The 19,140-nt window shown below is 70.9% G+C and carries 16 protein-coding genes; 7 read left to right on the top strand and 9 right to left on the bottom strand.

Features of this window, described 5'->3' with window-relative positions; all coding sequences use genetic code 11:
- Positions 1-128: 128 nt before the first annotated feature.
- Complete coding sequence (locus AC0VYD_RS07415) at positions 129-860, bottom strand: ribonuclease HII (protein WP_475479190.1); 732 nt, start codon at positions 858-860, stop codon at positions 129-131.
- Positions 861-1,045: 185 nt separating this feature from the next.
- Between AC0VYD_RS07415 and AC0VYD_RS07410 the strand changes: the two genes are divergently transcribed.
- The 3 genes from AC0VYD_RS07410 to AC0VYD_RS07400 all read left to right on the top strand — a co-directional run bounded on the left by AC0VYD_RS07410 (position 1,046) and on the right by AC0VYD_RS07400 (position 2,755).
- Positions 1,046-1,672 carry a DoxX family protein gene (locus AC0VYD_RS07410; RefSeq protein ID WP_475479189.1) on the top strand — a complete coding sequence of 209 codons (627 nt, stop codon included), beginning with the start codon at positions 1,046-1,048 and terminating at the stop codon, positions 1,670-1,672.
- A 72-nt stretch (positions 1,673-1,744) separates the two neighbouring features.
- Positions 1,745-2,401 (top strand): hypothetical protein, encoded by a 657-nt coding sequence (locus AC0VYD_RS07405; RefSeq protein WP_191273046.1) that lies wholly within the window; start codon positions 1,745-1,747, stop codon positions 2,399-2,401.
- Between the two features lie 165 nt (positions 2,402-2,566).
- The gene (locus AC0VYD_RS07400) at positions 2,567-2,755 is read left to right on the top strand and encodes a hypothetical protein (RefSeq protein ID WP_191273044.1); all 189 of its coding nucleotides are present in this window, start codon (positions 2,567-2,569) and stop codon (positions 2,753-2,755) included.
- A 137-nt stretch (positions 2,756-2,892) separates the two neighbouring features.
- Here AC0VYD_RS07400 and AC0VYD_RS07395 read toward each other — a convergent pair whose 3' ends face one another.
- Both AC0VYD_RS07395 and AC0VYD_RS07390 read right to left on the bottom strand, forming a co-directional pair.
- Positions 2,893-4,359: an SPFH domain-containing protein gene (locus tag AC0VYD_RS07395; RefSeq protein WP_473040857.1), complete on the bottom strand. Its 1,467-nt coding sequence runs from the start codon at positions 4,357-4,359 to the stop codon at positions 2,893-2,895.
- Positions 4,360-6,168, bottom strand: coding sequence for an SPFH domain-containing protein (locus AC0VYD_RS07390; protein WP_475479188.1), 1,809 nt, complete (start codon positions 6,166-6,168; stop codon positions 4,360-4,362).
- 297 nt (positions 6,169-6,465) lie between these two features.
- Between AC0VYD_RS07390 and AC0VYD_RS07385 the strand changes: the two genes are divergently transcribed.
- Positions 6,466-6,771, top strand: coding sequence for a hypothetical protein (locus tag AC0VYD_RS07385; RefSeq protein ID WP_475479187.1), 306 nt, complete (start codon positions 6,466-6,468; stop codon positions 6,769-6,771).
- 56 nt (positions 6,772-6,827) lie between these two features.
- Here the strand turns inward: AC0VYD_RS07385 and AC0VYD_RS07380 are convergent, their stop codons facing one another.
- From AC0VYD_RS07380 to nrdR, 3 genes are all read right to left on the bottom strand, one after another.
- Positions 6,828-7,259, bottom strand: coding sequence for a CBS domain-containing protein (locus AC0VYD_RS07380; RefSeq protein WP_475479186.1), 432 nt, complete (start codon positions 7,257-7,259; stop codon positions 6,828-6,830).
- Positions 7,260-7,378: 119 nt separating this feature from the next.
- On the bottom strand, positions 7,379-10,180 hold the full coding sequence (locus AC0VYD_RS07375) for a vitamin B12-dependent ribonucleotide reductase (RefSeq protein WP_475479184.1): 2,802 nt from the start codon (positions 10,178-10,180) through the stop codon (positions 7,379-7,381).
- Between the two features lie 104 nt (positions 10,181-10,284).
- Positions 10,285-10,782: a transcriptional regulator NrdR gene (gene nrdR / locus AC0VYD_RS07370; RefSeq protein WP_473040861.1), complete on the bottom strand. Its 498-nt coding sequence runs from the start codon at positions 10,780-10,782 to the stop codon at positions 10,285-10,287.
- Positions 10,783-11,468: 686 nt separating this feature from the next.
- Between nrdR and lexA the strand changes: the two genes are divergently transcribed.
- The gene (gene lexA / locus AC0VYD_RS07365) at positions 11,469-12,176 is read left to right on the top strand and encodes a transcriptional repressor LexA (RefSeq protein WP_475480213.1); all 708 of its coding nucleotides are present in this window, start codon (positions 11,469-11,471) and stop codon (positions 12,174-12,176) included.
- Positions 12,177-12,232: 56 nt separating this feature from the next.
- The gene (locus AC0VYD_RS07360) at positions 12,233-13,324 is read left to right on the top strand and encodes an alpha/beta hydrolase family protein (protein WP_475479183.1); all 1,092 of its coding nucleotides are present in this window, start codon (positions 12,233-12,235) and stop codon (positions 13,322-13,324) included.
- 81 nt (positions 13,325-13,405) lie between these two features.
- Here AC0VYD_RS07360 and AC0VYD_RS07355 read toward each other — a convergent pair whose 3' ends face one another.
- From AC0VYD_RS07355 to leuS, 3 genes are all read right to left on the bottom strand, one after another.
- Positions 13,406-14,059 carry a hypothetical protein gene (locus tag AC0VYD_RS07355; RefSeq protein ID WP_475479182.1) on the bottom strand — a complete coding sequence of 218 codons (654 nt, stop codon included), beginning with the start codon at positions 14,057-14,059 and terminating at the stop codon, positions 13,406-13,408.
- Complete coding sequence (locus AC0VYD_RS07350; RefSeq protein WP_475479181.1) at positions 14,056-14,628, bottom strand: hypothetical protein; 573 nt, start codon at positions 14,626-14,628, stop codon at positions 14,056-14,058. Before AC0VYD_RS07350 ends, AC0VYD_RS07355 begins: the two co-directional genes overlap by 4 nt.
- Before the next feature lie 124 nt (positions 14,629-14,752).
- Complete coding sequence (gene leuS / locus AC0VYD_RS07345) at positions 14,753-17,248, bottom strand: leucine--tRNA ligase (RefSeq protein ID WP_475479180.1); 2,496 nt, start codon at positions 17,246-17,248, stop codon at positions 14,753-14,755.
- Positions 17,249-17,512: 264 nt separating this feature from the next.
- Here leuS and AC0VYD_RS07340 point away from each other — a divergent pair, with 264 nt between their 5' ends.
- Entirely contained in the window at positions 17,513-19,093 is a 1,581-nt protein-coding gene (locus tag AC0VYD_RS07340) for a long-chain-fatty-acid--CoA ligase (protein ID WP_475479179.1), read from the top strand.
- The last annotated feature ends 47 nt before the right edge of the window (positions 19,094-19,140 follow it).

Genomic DNA, 19,140 nt, shown 5'->3' with positions numbered 1-19,140 from the left:
GGGCCGGAGGAGGTCGGGCGGGGCCGGAGGGGACCGGGACCCGGGACACGGCCGTGGACAAGGAACAGCCTTGCCCCAAGCGGGGCCGGATGTCCAGTGCGGGGCGGCGTGTCGCGGGCCGCCCCGGTTCACAGCAGCGGGATCTGGCCTCCGGGTGCGGGGCGGACCCTGCGCAGATGCCTCCACCGGGGCAGGTCGTCGAGGTAGGCCCAGCTCATCCGGTGCTGCGGGGTGGGCCCGGCCTCGGCCAGGGTGGCGCGGTGCGTCGGCGAGGGGTAGCCCGCGGCCCTCTCGAACCCGTAGCCGGGGTGCGCCTCGGCGAGCTCGGCCATGAGGGCGTCGCGGCGCACCTTGGCCAGGATCGCCGCCGCGGCCACGCTCACACAGGTCAGGTCACCCTTGACCTGGGTGCGCACGCTCCAGGGGCGGCCGATGAAGTCGTGTCGGCCGTCGAGGATGACCGCCTCCGGACGGGGATCCAACGCGTCCAGGGCCCGGCGGGCGGCCCGGTGCAGGGCCTCGGTCATACCGACCTCGTCGATCTCGGCCGCCTCGGACCAGCCGAAGGCGTGGTCGGCGACCCAGGGTTCGATCAGCACGGCGAGCTCGCGGCGCCGTTTGGGGGTCAGCCGCTTGGAGTCGGTGAGCCCGGCAGGCGGTGCGCCCCGGCCGGGAATCGCGGCGCAGACCAGGAGTGGCCCGGCCCAGGCGCCCCGGCCCACCTCGTCCACCCCGGCGACCACGCGTGCGCCCGCCGCCCGGAGTTCGTCCTCGACCTCGAAGGTCGGTGCGGGCTGCGGTCCGCTCCCGCGGGCGGGGCCGTTCTTCGATGGGATCGTCTGTGAAGTCGTCGTCGGCACATACCAACCCTAGGACTGTCCGGTGACCCCCCGGGCCCGCTCTGAGGGGTCGACCCCGAGGGCACCGGAGCCGATCCGGTGGGTTTTGTGCGACTCACCGACAGTGACAAGCAGTCATGACCCATGACTTTCGGTAGTTTCCGCTTGTCGGAACCGCCGTGCCTGGCCGCCCGGGAGGAATGGACATGCAGCGCACCACGCCGAGGACACGGCCGCGCACCCCAACACGGCGCCCGCCGCGCCACCGGCCCGAGCCGGGAGCGAAACCGCGCGTACCGCGCGGCCGCCTCTACGACGTCGTCTCCGCCGCCACCCGCGTGGGTGTGGGCTGGGTGTTCGCGGAGTACGGCCTGGCCCTGCGCGGCAGGGAGGACCTGGTGGCCGGGCACCTGTCCGAGGCGGGCATGCCGGTCGCCGCACTCGCGGCACCCCTCGTACCGGCCCTGCTCGTCGCGCTCTCGGTCTCCTTCGCAGTGGGTCTGCTCACATGGCTGACCGGGCCGCTGCTGGCGCTGGCCGCCGTGGCCGGCAGCCTCACCGCCGGAGCACCGCACCTGACCCCGTTCGACTCCTGGGGGGCGACCGCGCTGGTCACAGCGGTCTGCGTGCTCATGGCGGTGGGCGGCGGACGGTGGTCGTGGGACTACCTGATCGTCTCGCCCCGGCCCCGGACGCCCCGGCCCGTCCGCCACCGGACAACATCCGCGGAACAGGAGAAAGCTCCCGGTATTTCCCCCCGGCGCCCCGAACACGCCCCGCCACTGCTCTATCCTGTGGGGCAGGCCGCACCACGACGGCCGTATCGACTGTGACGCGGCCCGTTCGAGCCCCCGGCTGCCCCGGGAACCGCGTCGCCACGACCAGGATTCGGTGGGGGGAACGCCATGTCCGCCTCAGCTTCCGGCCCGACCCCCGACGGGTCCGTGGCCAAGCTGATCGAGATCGCGGAGAAGCCGACGCTGGGCCAACGGCTGATCAGCTGGGCCTCGCGCCCGCCCGGTCGGCTCTACATCCCCGCATGCTCGGTGATCGGTCTCGTCCTGCTCTTCGAGGACAGCGTGCCCGCCGGGCACCTGCCCACGTTCTTCGTCGGCCTAGGCGCCGGACTGCTCCTGGCCGGCATGGGCGCGCTGCGCCTGGGCATCGCGCTCGCCGTCGCCCGTCCGATGATCCGCCACTACTGGCTGCGCTGGATCAGTGCCCCGCTCATCGCCTTCGCCGCCCTGGGACTGGCCGTCGCCGACGTGCCCCTCCAGCTTCGGGTGCAGGCCTCCGCCGAACAACTCCTCGAACTGCGCGAGGAGGTGGCCGACCCCACGACCATCCCGCGCAACGGGGAGTGGACCGGCCTGTACTCGCTGCGCAGCGTCTCGGAGACCGACGGGGTCACCCACTACGAGGTGGCGGACGCCGGGCTGTTCCAGCCCGCCGGGCTGGCGTACAGCTCCGAGGAGATCCCCGTGGGCGTCTTCGTCCCCGGTCAGGACTCCCGGATCTACGAACACGTGTCCGGCGACTGGTACGTCTGGGTGGACCACTGACCGCCCCCGCGCCCCGGCCACGGACTCTTACCCGGCTCTTTGCCGGGCGCTGTCCCGCTCCAACGTGACTCTCACCCTCGACGTGTAGAGATGGTGGCGATCCCCCGGGAGACACCCCTCGAGGTTCTCCCCCAAGGCAGCGTCGCCCACCCGAGGAGAAGCCCCATGCGCGAGTTCGTGCTCACCCTCCACCTACGCCTCCACGATTCGATCACCGCGCTGCGCCGCGCACACGCCGTCGGTGACGACGACCTCGCCACCGCCCAGGCCGGGGAGGTCGAGGACCTGGTGGAGATCGCGGCCCGGCACGGAATCGACATCGCCGGTTACGCGGCCCTGTCCCCCACCGGCTGACCCCCGGAAGGGCCGACCACCACCCGCGGCCTCCCCCACACGCACAGGGGCCCCTGCGGTCCGCACCAGGCGGACCGCAGGGGCCCCTGTCGTCCGCAGCCCTTCCGGCGACCGGCCGCGGTCGGACTCGGCCGCGGTCAGCGGCGCCTGCCCTGCCCGCCGCCGTAGCCCTCACCGCGCTCGAACTGCTGGCGCATCGCGGTGTCCTGCTGGCTCTGGTACTCCTCGGCCATCTGCTGCTGGCGGGCGGCGGCCGCGGCCACCGACCCCTGGGCGTTCTCGAAGGCCTCCTGAGCCGCCGAGGCTCCCAGCGAACGGCCGGAGGAGTTGCCCCCGCCGTTCATGACCTGCGGCAGCAGCTGCGCGGTCAACAGCGTGGACAGCGCCGAACCGTCCCCGGAACCGCCCTCGGTCTGCACCACGACCGGACGCGGCGCGTGCTCGGCCAGCACCGCGCCCACGTCCAGGCGGCGACGGGCCAGCTCGTACTCCAGCACCGCCCGGTTGTCGCGGTAGGCGGTGGCCAGGCGCCGCTGGGCCTTGGCCTCGTTCTCGGCCGCGACCAGGTCGGCCCGGCCGCGCGTCTCGATCTCGTACCGCACCCGCTGGGCCTCGGTCTCCTGCTCCTCCAGCATCTGCGCGACGTCCTTGCGCGCCTTGTTCAGGGAGGCGTTGACCTCGACGATCTTGGCGTCGCGGGTCTTCTTGGAGCGCTCGATGTCCATCAGCAGGGTGTCGATGCGGCGCTTGCGCGTGAGCTCCCACTCCTGCTCGTAGGCGACCAGCTCCTTGGCGACCCGCTCCCGGGTGGCCAGGTGCTGCTGGTACTGGCTGGGCAGCTGCACGTCCGGGATGTTGCAGCCGGTGATGGTCACGCCGTACTTGTGCAGCTGGGCGTTGAGCAGGCTGCGCATGTCCTCGACGTTCGAGCCGCGCAGGTCGTAGGCGGACTCGGTGTTGACCATGCGGCTGCGCTGGCGGATGGCGTCCTGCACCGCGCTGGAGAGCACCAGGTCGAAGTTGCTCGCACCGATGACGGTGACGAACCGGTACGGCTCCTCGATCCGGAACTTCAGGAAGAACTCGATCGACTTCAGCGGCACGTTCTCACGCGTGGGGCAGGCCAGGACCGGCGCGGTGTAGGGGATCTCCGTGCGGGTGTCCACCACGAAGTCCACACGCGACCACGGGTGCCACAGGTAGTGGCGGCCCGGGCCGATGCTCTTGGCGAAGGCGCCGTACTTGGTGAGGATGCCGGTGGTGCCCTCCTCGATCTCCACGATCGAACCGCGCCACCACCACAGGCCGGCGGCCAGCACGCTGAGCACACCGACCATCAGGGTCGGCACCGCCAGGACCCCGTAGGCCACGCCGGCCAGGGCGCCGCCGAACGCGACGTTGAGCGACATCATCAGCGCGGAGGTGATCGCGAACAGGCCGAACCAGACCAGGACGGTCCAGCGCAGGCCGCGGTTGTCGCGCGGGATGACGACCGGGACGATGGCGCCCTGGTCGCCGCCGCGCAGCAGACCGGCGAGGTCGCTCCACGAGGCGAGGGACTCCTTGATGTTGGAGCCGCCGCCGGGGTTGAAGGACTCACTCATCTACTGACCTCCCGGGTTCTGGCCCTCGGCGCCGCCCTGCGACCACGGGGGCGGCGGCGGGCCCTGCGGGGCCTGCGGTTGCTGGTACGGGGCCCCGGAGGGCGGCGGTGCGTCGGCCGGGGCGGACTCCCGGGGCTCGTCCTCCGGAGAGGCGTCGGAGATGCGCTCGTCGATGGAGTCGTCGCTCACCGACTGGCGGATCTCCTCCACCAGGTCCTCGCCCGGGTCCTCCGCGGAGGGGCGGCGACGCTCCTCGGCCTCGTCCTCGACGAGGGCGTTGATCTCCTGCTCCCTCTCCGAGATACGGGCGTTGATCTCACCCAGGCGCTCCCGGATCGCGGACATGTCCTCGTCGGAGAACAGGGCGGCGTCGGTCTGGCCGATGATCTCCTGGGCGATGCGCAGGTAGTCGACGCTGGCGCCGTCGCCCGAGCCGATCCGCAGCACCTGGGGAAGGCTGTCGGCGACCGCCTCCAGCTTGTCCAGGAGGTTCTCCCGGAAGCGGTAGTTGAGGATCTCCGGGGCCTCGGCGGCGCTGACCGCGCGGATGTCCAGGGCCTGGGCCTGGAGGAGCGCGGCGTTGGCGTTGGCCTCGGACTCGGCCTCCACGAAGCGCTGGCGGGCGGTGGCGCGTGCCCGGTTGGTCTCGCGCTCCAGGGCGGTGTCCATCTGCGCCTGGTACTGGGCGATGTCGGCCTGGATCGCGGAGAGCGTCTCGTTGAGGGTGGCGAGTTCCTTGTTCAGGTCGCCCTCGTTCTGTTCCTTGCGCAGTTGGAGCTCGTACTCGAAGGTGTAGGCGTCCTTGGCCACCCGCACCATCTCCGGCGCCGCCAGGTCCATCCGGTACTCCTGGCTGGAGGGCTCGGCGTGGGTGATGTTGGCGCTGGTGAGGACGACGATACCGCCGAACTGCCGGTTGAGCTGGTCGAGGAGGGCCTGGGTGCTCTCGCCGACCATGTCGTAGATCGCCGAGGCCTCCTGCTCGTAGATGAGGCTTCGGGTGGTCTCGCTGATGGCGTTGTTGAGCTTCTCCTGGAAGCCCGGGACGCCGCCCAGGGTGTAGACGAAGTCCGTGGCGTTCTCGATCTTGAACTGCACGAACAGGTCGACCGAGGCCTGGACACCGCTCTTGGTGGGGGCGGAGCGGATCGGCGCGTTGAAGGGGTACTCGCGCGTGGTGTTGACGATGTAGGAAACGCGCTTCCAGGGGTTGAACAGGGTGACCCTGCCCGGCTGGAAGAGGTTCTCCATCTTGCCGAAGCGGGTGACGATGGCCTGGCAGCCCTCGGGGACCATGACCATGCCCTGGCGCCACCACATGAAGGCGCTGACGCCGGCGGTGATGACCCAGTAGTGGACGCCGAAGAACGGGTTCAGCAGCGGGTTCGCACCGGTGGCCATGGCCGTGGCCGACACGGCCGAGAACCCGACGACACCGATGACCGCCAGGGCGATCGCCGGGAGCATGGTGACGAAGGTACGGCCCCGGGGGATGACCATCGGGCAGATGACGTGGACGGGGCCGCCGCTGCCGCGCTCGTAGTAGCTGCTGTTGAGGGCCTCGCCCGCGTTGCTGAGCGAGGTGGTCTTCTGCTCGATGCGGGTGTCGACGGAGGCGCCCTGCTCGCGTGCCGCGACGAAGTCCCGCGGATCGAGACCGCCCTCCGAACTCTGACCGGACCGCTGGCCGGACCCCTGGTCGGTGACCTGGCCAGCGGCCTGCTGGACTGCGTCGGACACGGCCTGGCGCGGATCGCCCCCCTGGGCTACCGCACCGGCCGCGCCGCGCACGGTCTGCGCGAACGACATAGGCATGCACTCCTTGCGACGGAAGATCGGAACTACGGGCTTCGACGTCGCGTACTGTGTGCCGGTTCCGGTCCGGAACAGGAACGACGCACGAAAAAGCAGTAGTGGTCTGCGTCTAGCCTGTCACGGTCCCCGACCGAAACCCAGGGGCCGTTTCCCGAGCGTGACGCGGAGTCGGCCGCCCGGTGACCGCGGCCCCGACCGGCTCCCGGCGCGGATCACGCGTGCCGGATGGCGCCCCGCCCGGGGCGGGGCTAACGTCGGACGCACCGAACCACACCGAACGGGGAGTTCTCCATGCCCGCAGTACCCAGTGCCGTGCTGACCACGGCCGGTCTGATCGGCGGTTACTCGGTGGCCCGCGCCACCGGGAACCGGCCCCTGGGCGGCGCGGTCCTGGCCGGGTTCGGCGCCGCGGCCTTCGAGACCGCGCGCCGCCGCTCCGGGCTGGGGGCGGCGACCGCGCTGACCGGTGTGTACGTGGCCGCCTTCGGCCTGTCGCACCCGCTGGCCAAGAAGGTCGGTTCCTGGCCCGCCGTCCTCGGAGTGACCGCGGCGACTGCCGCCGTGGCCGTCGCCTCGCAGGACCGTTCGCGGAGCTGACGGCGGGGCGGGACCGGCGGCGCGCCCGGCACGGCGCCGCCGGTCCGGGTGCGGCCTCAGCGGCCGTGGATGTAGGCCTCCAGCTGGGCGCGGTCGTCCTCCAGGACCCGCAGGCGGCTCTTGACGAGGTCGCCGATGCTGACGATCCCCGCCAGCCGCCCCTCGGAGACCACGGGTACGTGCCGGAAACGGCGCGTCGTCATGCGTTCGCTGACCTCCTCGACGGAGTCCTCCGCGGTACAGGTGACCACGTCGGAGGTCATGATGTCGGAGACGGGGGCGGTCAGGAGCTCCGGGCCCCTGCGCTCCAGGTGGCGGACGACGTCGCGCTCAGAGACGATGCCGGCGAGGCTTCCGTCCCCGGCCGCGACGACGATGGCGCCGATGTTGTGGCGGGCGAGTTCGGTGAGCAGTTGAGCGACGGTCGCCTCCGGGGCGACGCTCACCACCTCCGGGCCCTTGGCCCGGAGGATCGCGGCTATCAGCATGGGACCACCTTCCGCTGGCTGGCGCCGGGTGCCGAAGGATTACCCGCTTCCCTCCCCCGCCAACCACAGGTGTGGACCACAGCGGTCTCCCCGGGGCGGCGCACCGCCCCGGGGACGCCTCAGCTGCAGCCGCTGGTGGCGCCGCAGCCCTCGCAGGCGTAGCAGCTGCCGGCGGGCCGCATCCTGGTGCCGCAGGTGGTGCACAGCGGGGCGTCGGCCATGAAGCCCTCGGCCCGCGGCGCCTCGGCGGCGGGTTCGCTCCGCTCCCGGCGCGGGGCGGCGTCCGGAGCCGGTTCGGCGGAGACCGCGGACTGTGCGTACGACTCGACCTGGGCGGCGAGCTGGGCCGGGTCCTCCCCGTTCAGCCTGGCCTCGCGCTCGGAGGCGGACAGCACCCCCAGAGCGGCCCGCTCCTCGTAGGGCAGGTGGTCCAGGGCCAGTCGGCGGAAGATGTAGTCGACCACGGACTGGGCCATCCGGATGTCCGGGTCGTCGGTCATCCCCGCCGGGTCGAAGCGCATGTTGGTGAACTTCTCCACGTAGGTCTCCAGCGGCACCCCGTACTGGAGGGCGATGGAGATCGCGATGGAGAAGGCGTCCATGACCCCGGCCAGGGTCGAACCCTGCTTGCCGAGCTTCAGGAAGACCTCGCCGAGGCCGTCGTCCGGGTAGGACCCTGCGGTGATGTAGCCCTCGGCGCCGCCCACGGAGAACGAGGTGGTCTCGCTCGGGCGCTTCTTGGGCAGGCGGCGCCGGACCGGACGGGCCGCCTGGGCGGCCGCGGGCGCCTCCTCGGCCGCGCTCTCGGTCCTGCCGGTGGACAGCGGCTGGCCGACCTTGCAGTTGTCGCGGTAGACGGCCAGGGCCTTGAGGCCCAGGCGCCAGCCCTCGTGGTAGATGTGCTCGAAGTCGGCGACCGTGGCCTCCTCGGGCACGTTCACCGTCTTGGAGATGGCCCCGGACAGGAAGGGCTGCACGGCGGCCATCATGCGCACGTGGCCCATGGGCTGGATGTAGCGGCGCCCCATCGCGCAGTCGAACACCTCGTAGTGTTCGGGCCGCAGGGTCGGTGCGTCCTCGACGTGCCCGTTCTCCGCGACGTACTCGACGATCGCCTCGATCTGCTCGTCCTGGTAGCCCAGGTTGCCCAGTGCCCGCGGGATGGCCCGGTTGACGATCTGCATGGATCCGCCGCCGACCAGCTTCTTGTACTTGACCAGCGAGAAGTCCGGTTCGATCCCGGTGGTGTCGCAGTCGAGCATGAAGCCGATCGTCCCCGTGGGCGCGAGGAGGCTGGCCTGGGCGTTGCGCCAGCCGTGGCGCTCACCGGCCTTGAGGCACTCGGCCCACTCGACGGTGGCGGCGGCGTGGATCGGCTTCTCCAGGGCGCCGACGGTACGCAGGTCGTCGTTGGCCGCGGCGTGCTTGCGCATCACGCGCTTGTGGGCCTTCTCGTTGCGCCCGTACCCCTCGTAGGGACCGACGACCCCGGCCAGTTCGGCGCTGCGGCGGTAGGCGGTACCGGTCATCAGCGAGGTGACCGCGGCGGCGACCGCACGGCCCCCGTCGGAGTCGTAGGCGTGGCCGGTGGCCATGAGCAGGGCGCCCAGGTTCGCGTAGCCGATACCCAGCTGGCGGTAGGCGCGGGTGGTCTCGCCGATGCTCTCGGTCGGGAAGTCGGCGAAGGTGATGGAGATGTCCATCGCCGTGATGACCAGCTCGGTGAGCCTGGTGAAGTTCTCGACGTCGAAGGTGTCGTCCTCGCGCAGGAACTTCAGCAGGTTGATCGAGGCGAGGTTGCAGGAGGAGTCGTCCAGGGACAGATATTCACTGCATGGGTTACTTGCGCTGATTCGTCCGGTTTCGGGGTTGGTGTGCCAGTCCTGGATGGCACCGTCGTACTGGATGCCCGGGTCCGCGCACTCCCAGGCGGCCCTGGCCATGCGGTGGAAGAGGTCCTTGGCGTCGACGGTGGCGATGACCTCGCCGGTGGTGCGGGAGGTCAGGCCGAACTCGGAGCCGGTCTCGACGGCGCGCATGAAGGCGTCGGAGACCCGGACGGAGTTGTTGGCGTTCTGGTACTGGACGCTGAACATGTCGTCGCCGCCGAGGTCCACGTCGAAACCGGCGTCGCGCAGGGCACGGATCTTGTGCTCCTCACGGGACTTGGTCTCGACGAAGTCCTCGATGTCGGGGTGGTCGACGTCCAGCACGACCATCTTGGCCGCCCGGCGGGTGGCGCCGCCGGACTTGATGGTCCCGGCCGAGGCGTCGGCTCCGCGCATGAAGGAGACGGGCCCGGAGGCGTTGCCGCCGGAGGAGAGCAGCTCCTTGGAGGAGCGGATGCGGGACAGGTTCACACCCGCGCCGGAGCCACCCTTGAAGATGAGCCCCTCCTCCTTGTACCAGTCGAGGATCGACTCCATGCTGTCGTCGACGGAGAGGATGAAACACGCGCTGACCTGGGCCCTGGCCGAGGTTCCGACGTTGAACCAGACCGGTGAGTTGAAGCTGAAGAACTGGTGGGCCAGGGCGTACTTCAGTTCGTGGTCGAAGACCTCGGCGTCCTCCTCGGAGGCGAAGTAGCCGTGGGCGCGACCGGTCTCGGTGTAGACGCCGACGACGCGGTCGATGAGCTGCTTGAGGCTCCACTCGCGCTCGGGGGTGCCGACGGCGCCGCGGAAGTACTTGCTGGCCACGATCTGGGTGGCGTTCACCGACCAGGAGGCGGGGAACTCGACACCGCGCTGCTCGAAGTTGACGGTGCCGTCACGCCAGTTGGTCATGACGACGTCGCGGCGTTCCCATTCGAGGGTGTCGTAGGGGTGCGTGTCCGCGGTCGTGAAGACCCGCTTCAGCTTCAGGCCCTTGCGCGGGCCCTTTCCCTTGCGTCCCGCGGGACCGCTCGTGGTTTGCGTCATGGCGGCGACTCCCCGAAGTGCTGTTCGTGCGCGGACCTGTGGTGACCGCGCGGGTGTCCTTGCTGTCGCTGCGGTCCCGGAGGGTTCGGTGAACGTCCGGTCCGTCAGGGGGCGGTGTCGGCCGTGGGCCTGGCCGCCCGCGAGTCGTCCTCGTCCTCGCGGTCCCTGCGCAGGCTCGCGATCTCGGCCTCGAAGTCGGCCAGGCTCTCGAAGCCACGGTAGACGCTGGCGAAGTGCAGGTAGGCGACCTCGTCCAGGTCCCGCATCGGCCCGAGGATGGCCAGGCCGATCTCGTGGGCCGGAACCTCGGCCACCCCTCTGCCGCGGATCTCCTCCTCGACCTGCTGGCCGAGTTTGGCGAGGGCGTCCTCGGAGACGGGACGGCCCTGGCAGGCCCGGCGCACCCCGGCGATGATCTTGGTGCGGCTGAAGGGTTCGGTCACCCCGGAACGCTTGGCCACCATCAGCAGGACGGTCTCCTGGGTGGTGAATCGGCGTTCGCAGACGGGGCAGGACCGGCGGCGGCGGATGGCCGCACCGTCATCGGTGGACCTGCTGTCGATCACCCGGGTGTCCGGATGGCGACAGAACGGACAGTGCATCCCGGTTCACCTGGCTTCCCTCTACCCGACCAACAACCCTCAAGGTCTACTTAACCACAATTTCTGGACCACGGCCCCCTGGGCGACACCAGATGTTGTGGTCGAACGTAGAGGCCTGCCGGAATGCCCGCAACCTTGGCGACGGCGTGTCCGGCAAAGGGGCCGCTTCCGGACGGCGGGGCGGCCCACGGGTTCCCGGCGCGGGCGGGGCGGAAGGGGCGGCACTGGGCGCAGACCCCAAGGATAGGGGCGTCGGAGCAGGAGGTTCCCCGACGCCACGCCCCGGTGCGGCACGGGCTCCCCCGGCACCGGTCCCACCTGGTGTCGGGGGTGGATGCCGCCGCGGACACGAGACGAACCCCATACCCGGAGCGGCCCGCCCGGACCGGTTCCGCGAACCTCTTCCAGCATTCGGGGGACAACGACGGGTGAACACGTGTACACACATAAGCGAAGGCCATCAGAAACGGGTCGTGAAAACACAATGAGATATCCACACGTCCTCGAACGCTTGTTTGATATCACCGTGTGCAACGACTAATGTTGACCTTGATTTCACGCCGGTTTCGCCGTCACGTGGACCACCAGGTCGGCGCGGTCGCGGGCCGGTACTGGCCAGACGATCAGGCCCTGACCGAACCGAACGCCGAGGAGGCCCGGCCGTGCCGGAGGAGAATCCCGGAGCCGTGGGCTCCGGACCCACCACCGTTCTTTCACCTGTGGGTGACACGGGTACTGCCACGCCCGAAGCCCCCAAACTCACCGCACGCCAGCAGAGTGTCCTGCACTGCATCCAGCGGTACGTCCGGGACCACGGTTACCCGCCCTCCATCCGGGAGATCGGCGACTCGGTCGGCCTGTCCAGCCCGTCCAGCGTGGCGCACCAGCTCAAGGTGCTCCAGCGCAAGGGCTACCTGTACCGCGACCAGAACCGACCGCGCGCGGTGGAGCTGCGCACGCCGGGCCGTGATTCCGCGCAGACCGTGCCTGCGGAGGAGCTCACCGCCGGCCCAGCCCGGGCCGCCTCGGTCCCGCTGGTCGGACGGATCGCCGCCGGCGGCCCGATCCTGGCGGAGGAGGCGGTCGAGGACATCCTCGCCCTGCCCCGCCAACTGGTCGGCGAGGGCCAGCTGTTCATGCTCACCGTGGTCGGCGACTCGATGATCGACGCCGCCATCACCGACGGCGACCTGGTGGTGATCCGGCAACAGCAGGACGCCGAGAACGGGGACATCGTCGCGGCGCTGCTGGACGACGAGGCGACCGTGAAGGTGCTGCACCGCGAACCGGACGGGCACGTCTGGCTGATGCCGCGCAACGACGCCTACGAGCCCATCAGGGGCGACGAGGCCACCGTCCTCGGCAAGGTCGTCACGGTCATGCGCCGGGTCTGATCCCTCCCGGCTCCCGGCCACGTCGGGGGCGGCCAGCGGGCCGATACGCTGAGGGCGTGTCGACACCTGCTTCCGCCCCCGCACTCTCCCGGCGCACCGGCCGCCCCCGCACCGCGATGACCGCGGTTCTGGTCACCGGTGCCCTGATCGCCACCTCCTGCACCCCCGCCGACGACGCCGGTCCGGCCCTGCCCGGCGCGGTCGGGCACGAGCGGGAGGTCTCCTTCCACGGGGGCGGGTTCACCGTGCCCGGCACCTTCACCGCTCCCGCCCACACCGGTGACGAGGCCGTCCCCGGTGTGCTCCTCATCTCCGGCAGCGGCCCCACCGACCGGGACGGCAACAGTCAGACCCGTCCCGAAGCCGACACCAACCTCAACCTCGCCCGGGTGCTGAGCGGAGCGGGCGCGGCCTCCCTGCGCTACGACAAGTTCGGCAGCGGAGACCCCGCCGACATGGACGAGGCGGAGCTGGAGGCCCTGGAACGCCCGGTGGACCCGCTGGTCTACGACCAGCAGATGGCGGCTGCCTACGAGGAACTGCTCGCCCAGCCCGAGGTGGACCCCGAGCGCACCGTCGTCCTGGGCCACAGCGAGGGCGCCCTGTTCGCCCTGCGCGCCCACGAGGTCCTCGACGCCGAACCCGCCCTCGTGCTGGCCGCCCCGCCCGGCACCCGCATGCTCGACCTCATCGACCGGCAGCTGACCGAACAAGTCCGTACCGGTGAGGCCCGTGGCGCGGTGGGCACGGCGGGGGCCGTCCAGATGCTCTCCGACACCCGGGCGGCCCGGGCGGCGATCCGCGGCGGCCGGGAACTGCCCCCGGGGGACGCCACAGGTCTGTTCAGCCCGGAGAACGAGGGCTACCTCGCCTGGATCGACTCCTTCGACCCGGTGGAGCTGGCCTCGGACCTGCCGTCCCGGACTCCGGTCCTGGTTCTGTGGGGTGAGGAGGACGCCCAGGTGGCCGGTGAGGAGGTGGACCGGCTCATGACCGGTCTGAGCGACGCCGAGCGGGTGGACCTGCCCGGGGTCGACCACGTCCTGCGCGAGTACGACGACTCGCCGGGGGCCGCGGCGCCCGACGCCGACCGGCCCTTCTCATCCGAGGTCGCCCCGGTGGTCGAGGAGTTCCTCAACGGTCTGTAGACCGCTCCCCTCCGTCGGGGGACCGCGCCGGACGCGGTCGGCCGTGCCCGGCGGGAGCCCGCCCCGGAGGGCGGGCGCGCCTCATTCGGGTTCGGGCAGTTGGTCGACGACGGCGCGCGCGAGGCGTTCGGCCTCCTCCGCGGCGAGGTCGCCGTCGACCGAGTCGACGGCGTCGTAGTCGGTGGCGGCCGTGTAGCAGGACTCCAGGTACAGGTTGGAGACCCGCACCGCCACGCATCCGACCTCGAAGGCGCCCTCCTCGACCCAGGTGAGGGCCTCGTCGCCCAGGCCCTGGACCGGCTGGGGACCGCTGCGCTCCGCGGTGGCGCTCATGGTCTCCGAGGCGGTCTCCTCGCCGCCCTCGACCGGTGCGGCGATCAGGACGAGGGTGGCGGCGGCCGGAACGGACTCCCCCGCCCCCTCGGGTGTGGCCCACCGGCACTGCCAGCCCGTCCCGAAGGAGTCCTGGACGGTGCCGACGGTCTCCTCGATCTCGGTCTCGTAGCCGGGCACGAGTTCAGCCAGGACCTCCGTCTCCCCGATCTCGCACTCGGGTGCCGCCTCGAAGTCGCCTTCCTCCACACCGTTGTGCAGGAGGTACCAGCCGAGCCAGCCGGCGAGGCCCAGCACGGCCAGGACGAGGACGGCGAGGAGCGCGATGGCCAGGCCCCGGCTCTGCGGCGGGACGGCCCCGGGGTCCTCGGGGGCGGGGCCGCCGGGAAGGGCCGCGCTCACAGCGCCTCCCCGAGCAGGTCGGCGAAGGCCACGGTGGTCTCGCGTGCCTCCTCGAAGGGGACGGGGTCACCGTCGCCGACCCCGCTGTAGGAGACGCGGACGAGGAGGTTGTCGGTGCGGAAGGCGAGTTCGGCGGTGCCCGGGACCTGTCCGCGCCACACCTGGCCCTCGGTCCCGGCTCCCAGGACGACCTCTTCGCCGCGCGGGGGGACCGCGGCCGCCTGCGCACGGGAGGCCGACTCCTCGCCGGTGACGACGGGTTCGGCGGAGGCGTCGGTGAAGCGGGCGGACAGGTTGACGCGCAGGACGCCCTGCCCCCCGTCGGTCCGCCCGGCCGAGGTCCACACGCACACCGTGCTCTCGCCGCCCGGCAGGGGACCGTTTCCGGCCGACTCCAGGACGGCCTCGGGAAGGGCCCGGGCGACCGCTTCCTCGGGGACCGCACCGCACTCGGGCGCCGCGGTGTGGGCGTCGCCGCCCCGTGGCCGGTCGGGGTCGTCCCCGGCGAACCGGAGTCCTCCCGCCACCGCGGCGGCGGAGACCGCCGCCGCGCCCGTACCGATGATCACAGCCCGCACCCAGGGTCGGAGTCCACCCGTCGCAGAGCCCACCCGGCCACCGCCTCCCAGTCAGTTGTCACGCCAACGGTAGGGGGCGGCGGCCGCTGTCGCGACCACCGCCCCGCGAGAGGTGTCAGCCGACGACGATGTTCACCAGCTTGGGCGCCCGGACGACGACCTTGCGGACCGTCTTGTCCCCGATGAAGCTCTGGGCCTTCTCCGAGGCCAGGGCAAGGCGCTCCAGCTCGGCGGGGTCGATGTCGGGGGCCACGGACAGCTTGTCGCGGACCTTGCTCTGGACCTGGACCACGCAGGTCACGGACTCCTGGACCAGCAGCGCGGGGTCGGCCTGGGGCCAGTTCCCGACGGCGACGCTGCCGGTGTGGCCCAGCTTCTCCCAGCCCTCCTCCGCCACGTAGGGCGCGAACAGCGACAGGGCGACGGCCACGAACTCGGCGGCCTCGCGGACGGCCGGGTCGGCGGCGCCGGGACCGGAGTCGATGGCCTTGCGCACGGCCGAGACCAACTCCATGCAGCGGGCGATGGCGACGTTGAAGCGCTTGTCCTCGACCAGAGCGGTGATCTGCTCGATGCTGCGGTGGGTGACGCGGCGCAGTTCGGTGTCCCCGGCGGCCGGGTCGGCGCCGGGGGCGCTGGCCGCACCGGCCTCGTTCATCACCCGGTAGGCGCGGTTGAGGAACTTCTGCGCGGCGACCACGGACACGTCCGCCCAGTCGACGTCCTCCTCCGGCGGGGAGGCGAACAGCATGGTCAGGCGGACCGCGTCGACGCCGTAGAGGTCGATCTCCCGGCCCAGGTCGACGCCGTTGCCCAGGGACTTGGACATCGCCCGGCCCTCGTTGATGACCTGGCCCTGGTTGGTCAGGCGGCGGAAGGGCTCGGTGAAGTTCAGCATGCCCATGTCGTACAGGACCTTGGTGAAGAAGCGCGCGTACAGCAGGTGCAGGGTCGCGTGCTCCTTTCCGCCGATGTAGTGGTCGACGGGGCCCCACTTGTTGACCTCTTCGGTGTCGAAGGGGGCGGTGTCCAGGTGGGCGGAGACGTAGCGCAGGAAGTACCAGGACGAGTCCACGAAGGTGTCCATGGTGTCGGTGTCGCGTTCGGCCGGCCCGCCGCAGGAGGGGCAGTCGACGCGGACCCAGTCCTCGGCCGCGGCCAGCGGCGAGATGCCCTTGGGCGCCAGTTCGGCGCCCTTGAGGTCGGGCAGGGTGACCGGCAGCTGGTCGTCGGGGACGGGCACCTCGCCGCAGGAGGGGCAGTGGATGATCGGGATCGGGGTGCCCCAGTAGCGCTGGCGGGACAGCAGCCAGTCGCGCAGGCGGTAGTTGACCGTGGCCTCACCGGTACCGCGCTCACCCAGGATGCCGATGATGCGTTCGATGGCCTCGGTCTTGGACAGGCCGTCCAGCGGGCCGGAGTCGCGCAGGGTGCCCTCGCCCGCGGTGGCGACGCCGGTCTCGGCGGGGTCGGGCTCGCCGGTCTCCACCACGACCCGGACCGGAAGGTCGAAGGCCAGGGCGAAGTCCAGGTCGCGCTGGTCGTGGGCGGGCACCGCCATGATGGCGCCGTGGCCGTACCCGGCCAGGACGTAGTCGGCGGCCCAGACGGGCATGCGCTCGCCGTTGACGGGGTTGACCGCGTACCGGCCCAGGAACACGCCGGTCTTGGGGCGCTCGGTGGTCTGGCGCTCGATGTCGGACAGCTTGGCGACGTCGGTGCGGTAGGCCTCGAAGGCCTCGCGCTGTTCGGGCGCGCACAGCTCGTCGGCCAGGTCCGCGTCGGCGGCCACCACGAAGAAGGTGGCCCCGTACAGGGTGTCGGGGCGTGTCGTGTAGACGGTGACCGGGCGGTCGCGGCCCTCGATCTCGAAGTGCACGTCCGCACCGGTGGAGCGGCCGATCCAGTTGCGCTGCATGGCCAGGATCTCGTCCGGCCAGCGGCCGCCGTCCAGCTGGTCCATGTCGTCCAGCAGGCGCTGGGCGTAGTCGGTGATCTTGAAGTACCACTGGTTCAGGGCGCGGCGCTCGACGTCCGCGCCGCAGCGCTCACACCTGCCCTGCACGACCTGTTCGTTGGCCAGCACGGTCTGGTCCTGGGGGCACCAGTTGACCAGGCCGTCCTTGCGGTAGGCCAGTCCGCGCTCGAAGAAGCGGGTGAACAGCCACTGGTTCCACCTGTAGTACTCGGGGTCGCTGGTGTGCAGGCGGTGCGACCAGTCCAGGGCCAGGCCGTAGCGGCGCATCGAGGCGGCCTGCGTCTCGATGTTGGCGTAGGTCCACGCGTGCGGGTGCGTGTCGTTCTTGATGGCCGCGTTCTCGGCGGGCAGCCCGAAGGAGTCCCAGCCGACCGGGTGCAGGACGTTGTCACCGCGCTGGAAGCGGTAGCGGCCGATCACGTCCCCGATGGCGTAGGCCTCGGCGTGGCCCATGTGCAGGTCGCCGGAGGGGTAGGAGAACATGTCGACGATGTAGGAACGGGGCCGGTCGTCCGCCGGGTCCTCGTTGGCCTCGAACGGGAGTTCGGCGGCCCAGCGCGCCTGCCACTTGTCCTGGAGGGCGTGGGCGTCGTAGGTGTCGCCCGTCGTCTGGTCGCCGTCTACCGCTGTCATCGCTGAAATTTCCTTAGCCGGGTCTGGGTGTGTCGCCTTCAGGTTAGCGGCTGCGACACCCGGTGGAGGACCGCTTTTCCACGGGCCGGAGCCGACTCCTGTCACGGAGGGTGACGAAAATGCCGGTGATTTTACGGGCCCCTTGCCTCTGCACACCGACCGCCTGGTTTGTTACTCTGCCGTAAAAGTGGCGCAGAACACGCGGCCCAGGTCACACCTGGTTCGTTTCGCCTGTCTGGATTCACTTGCCTGCGGGAGGCCCCCATGTTCAACCTGTCCGTGCTTCTCGAAGACGGCGCCCGATCCGTACCCGAGAAGGAGTGCCTGGTCTTCGGCGAGACCCGGCTCAACTACGCGATCACCGACATGATCGCCAACCAGGTCGCGAACCTGCTGGTCTCCAGGGGTATCCGGCCCGGCGACCGGGTCGCCCTGGCCAGCCCCAACCTGCCGTACTTCCCGTTCGTGTACTTCGGCGCGCTCAAGGCGGGCGCCGTGGTCGTTCCGCTGAACGTGCTGCTGACCCCGCGCGAGATCGCCTACCACCTGGAGGACTCCGGCGCGAAGGCCCTCTTCGCCTTCACCGGCAGCCCCGAACTCCCGCTGGGGCAGCGCGCCTACGAGGCCTTCAACCAGGTGGACACCTGTGAGACCTTCGTGGACATGCCCGCCACGGCCGGGGCCACCGAGTCCACGATCGAGGGCGCCCAGACCCTGTGGGCCGCCCTCGACGGCCAGCCGGGCACCTTCGAGACCGTGCAGTCGAGCGCCGACGACACCGCGGTCATCATCTACACCAGCGGCACGACCGGTAAGCCCAAGGGCGCCGAGCTGAGCCACAACAACCTGATGATGAACGCCGTCGTGGCCTCCAGCCTGGTCAACCCGCACCCGAGCGGCCGTGACGTCGCGCTGACCGTCCTGCCGCTGTTCCACATCTTCGGCCAGACGGTGATGCTCAACGCCGCCCTGTACCGCCACGCCACCATGGTCCTCATGCCGCGCTTCGACGGCGACCAGGCCCTGGAACTCATGCAGAAGGAGGGCGTCACCGGCTTCGCGGGCGTGCCCACCATGTACTGGGGCCTGCTCAACGCCGCCCAGAACGCCGAGCCCGGCAAGTACGACCTGGAGAGCATCGCGGGCAACGTCGTCGACGCCGTCTCCGGCGGTTCGGCCCTGCCCGGCCAGCTCGCCGAGGACTTCACCAAGCTCTTCGGCGTGGGCATCAAGGAGGGCTACGGCCTGTCCGAGACCTCTCCCGTCGCCTCCTTCAACAACCCCGCCACCGGAGCCAAGACCGGCTCCATCGGCCGCCCGGTCTGGGGGGTCGAGATGAAGCTGATCGACCCGGAGTGGAACGAGGTCGTCAAGGAGGGCGACGGGGACCCCGTCGGCGAGATCGCGATCCGCGGCCACCTGATCATGAAGGGCTACCACAACCGCCCCGAGGTCAACGCCGAGGTCCTCAAGGACGGCTGGTTCCGCACCGGCGACATCGCCCGCCGCGACGACGACGGCTTCTACTTCATCATCGACCGCTCCAAGGACATGATCATCCGCGGCGGCTACAACGTCTACCCGCGTGAGGTCGAGGAGGTCCTGATGACCCACGAGGCGGTCAGCCTGGCCGCCGTTGTGGGCGTCCCCCACGACACCCACGGCGAGGAGATCAAGGCGTTCGTGATCCTCAAGGACGGCGTCGAGGCCACCGCCGAGGACATCAGCTCGTTCGCCCGGGAGCGGCTGGCGGCGTACAAGTACCCGCGTGAGATCGAGTTCCGCACCGAGCTGCCGATGACCTCCACCGGAAAGATCCTCAAGCGCGAGCTGCGCAACTCCTAGGCCCCGGTCCGGACCCGGGCGCGCCCCGGGCCCGGACGGTCCCGGCC

The sequence above is a fragment of the Nocardiopsis sp. iso_40 genome (assembly GCF_056173285.1).
Note: the sequence above shows the minus strand (reverse complement) of the source record. Positions and strands in the feature narration are given on the sequence as shown.

What these genes read in the sequence shown, in the direction of transcription:
- AC0VYD_RS07410 (WP_475479189.1), top strand. Translation starts at nt 1,046, where the DNA reads ATGCAGCGCACCACGCCGAGGACACGGCCGCGCACCCCAACACGGCGC.
- AC0VYD_RS07405 (WP_191273046.1), top strand. Translation starts at nt 1,745, where the DNA reads ATGTCCGCCTCAGCTTCCGGCCCGACCCCCGACGGGTCCGTGGCCAAG.
- AC0VYD_RS07400 (WP_191273044.1), top strand. Translation starts at nt 2,567, where the DNA reads ATGCGCGAGTTCGTGCTCACCCTCCACCTACGCCTCCACGATTCGATC.
- AC0VYD_RS07395 (WP_473040857.1), bottom strand. Translation starts at nt 4,359, where the DNA reads ATGAGTGAGTCCTTCAACCCCGGCGGCGGCTCCAACATCAAGGAGTCC.
- AC0VYD_RS07390 (WP_475479188.1), bottom strand. Translation starts at nt 6,168, where the DNA reads ATGTCGTTCGCGCAGACCGTGCGCGGCGCGGCCGGTGCGGTAGCCCAG.
- AC0VYD_RS07385 (WP_475479187.1), top strand. Translation starts at nt 6,466, where the DNA reads ATGCCCGCAGTACCCAGTGCCGTGCTGACCACGGCCGGTCTGATCGGC.
- AC0VYD_RS07380 (WP_475479186.1), bottom strand. Translation starts at nt 7,259, where the DNA reads ATGCTGATAGCCGCGATCCTCCGGGCCAAGGGCCCGGAGGTGGTGAGC.
- AC0VYD_RS07375 (WP_475479184.1), bottom strand. Translation starts at nt 10,180, where the DNA reads ATGACGCAAACCACGAGCGGTCCCGCGGGACGCAAGGGAAAGGGCCCG.
- nrdR (WP_473040861.1), bottom strand. Translation starts at nt 10,782, where the DNA reads ATGCACTGTCCGTTCTGTCGCCATCCGGACACCCGGGTGATCGACAGC.
- leuS (WP_475479180.1), bottom strand. Translation starts at nt 17,248, where the DNA reads ATGACAGCGGTAGACGGCGACCAGACGACGGGCGACACCTACGACGCC.
- AC0VYD_RS07340 (WP_475479179.1), top strand. Translation starts at nt 17,513, where the DNA reads ATGTTCAACCTGTCCGTGCTTCTCGAAGACGGCGCCCGATCCGTACCC.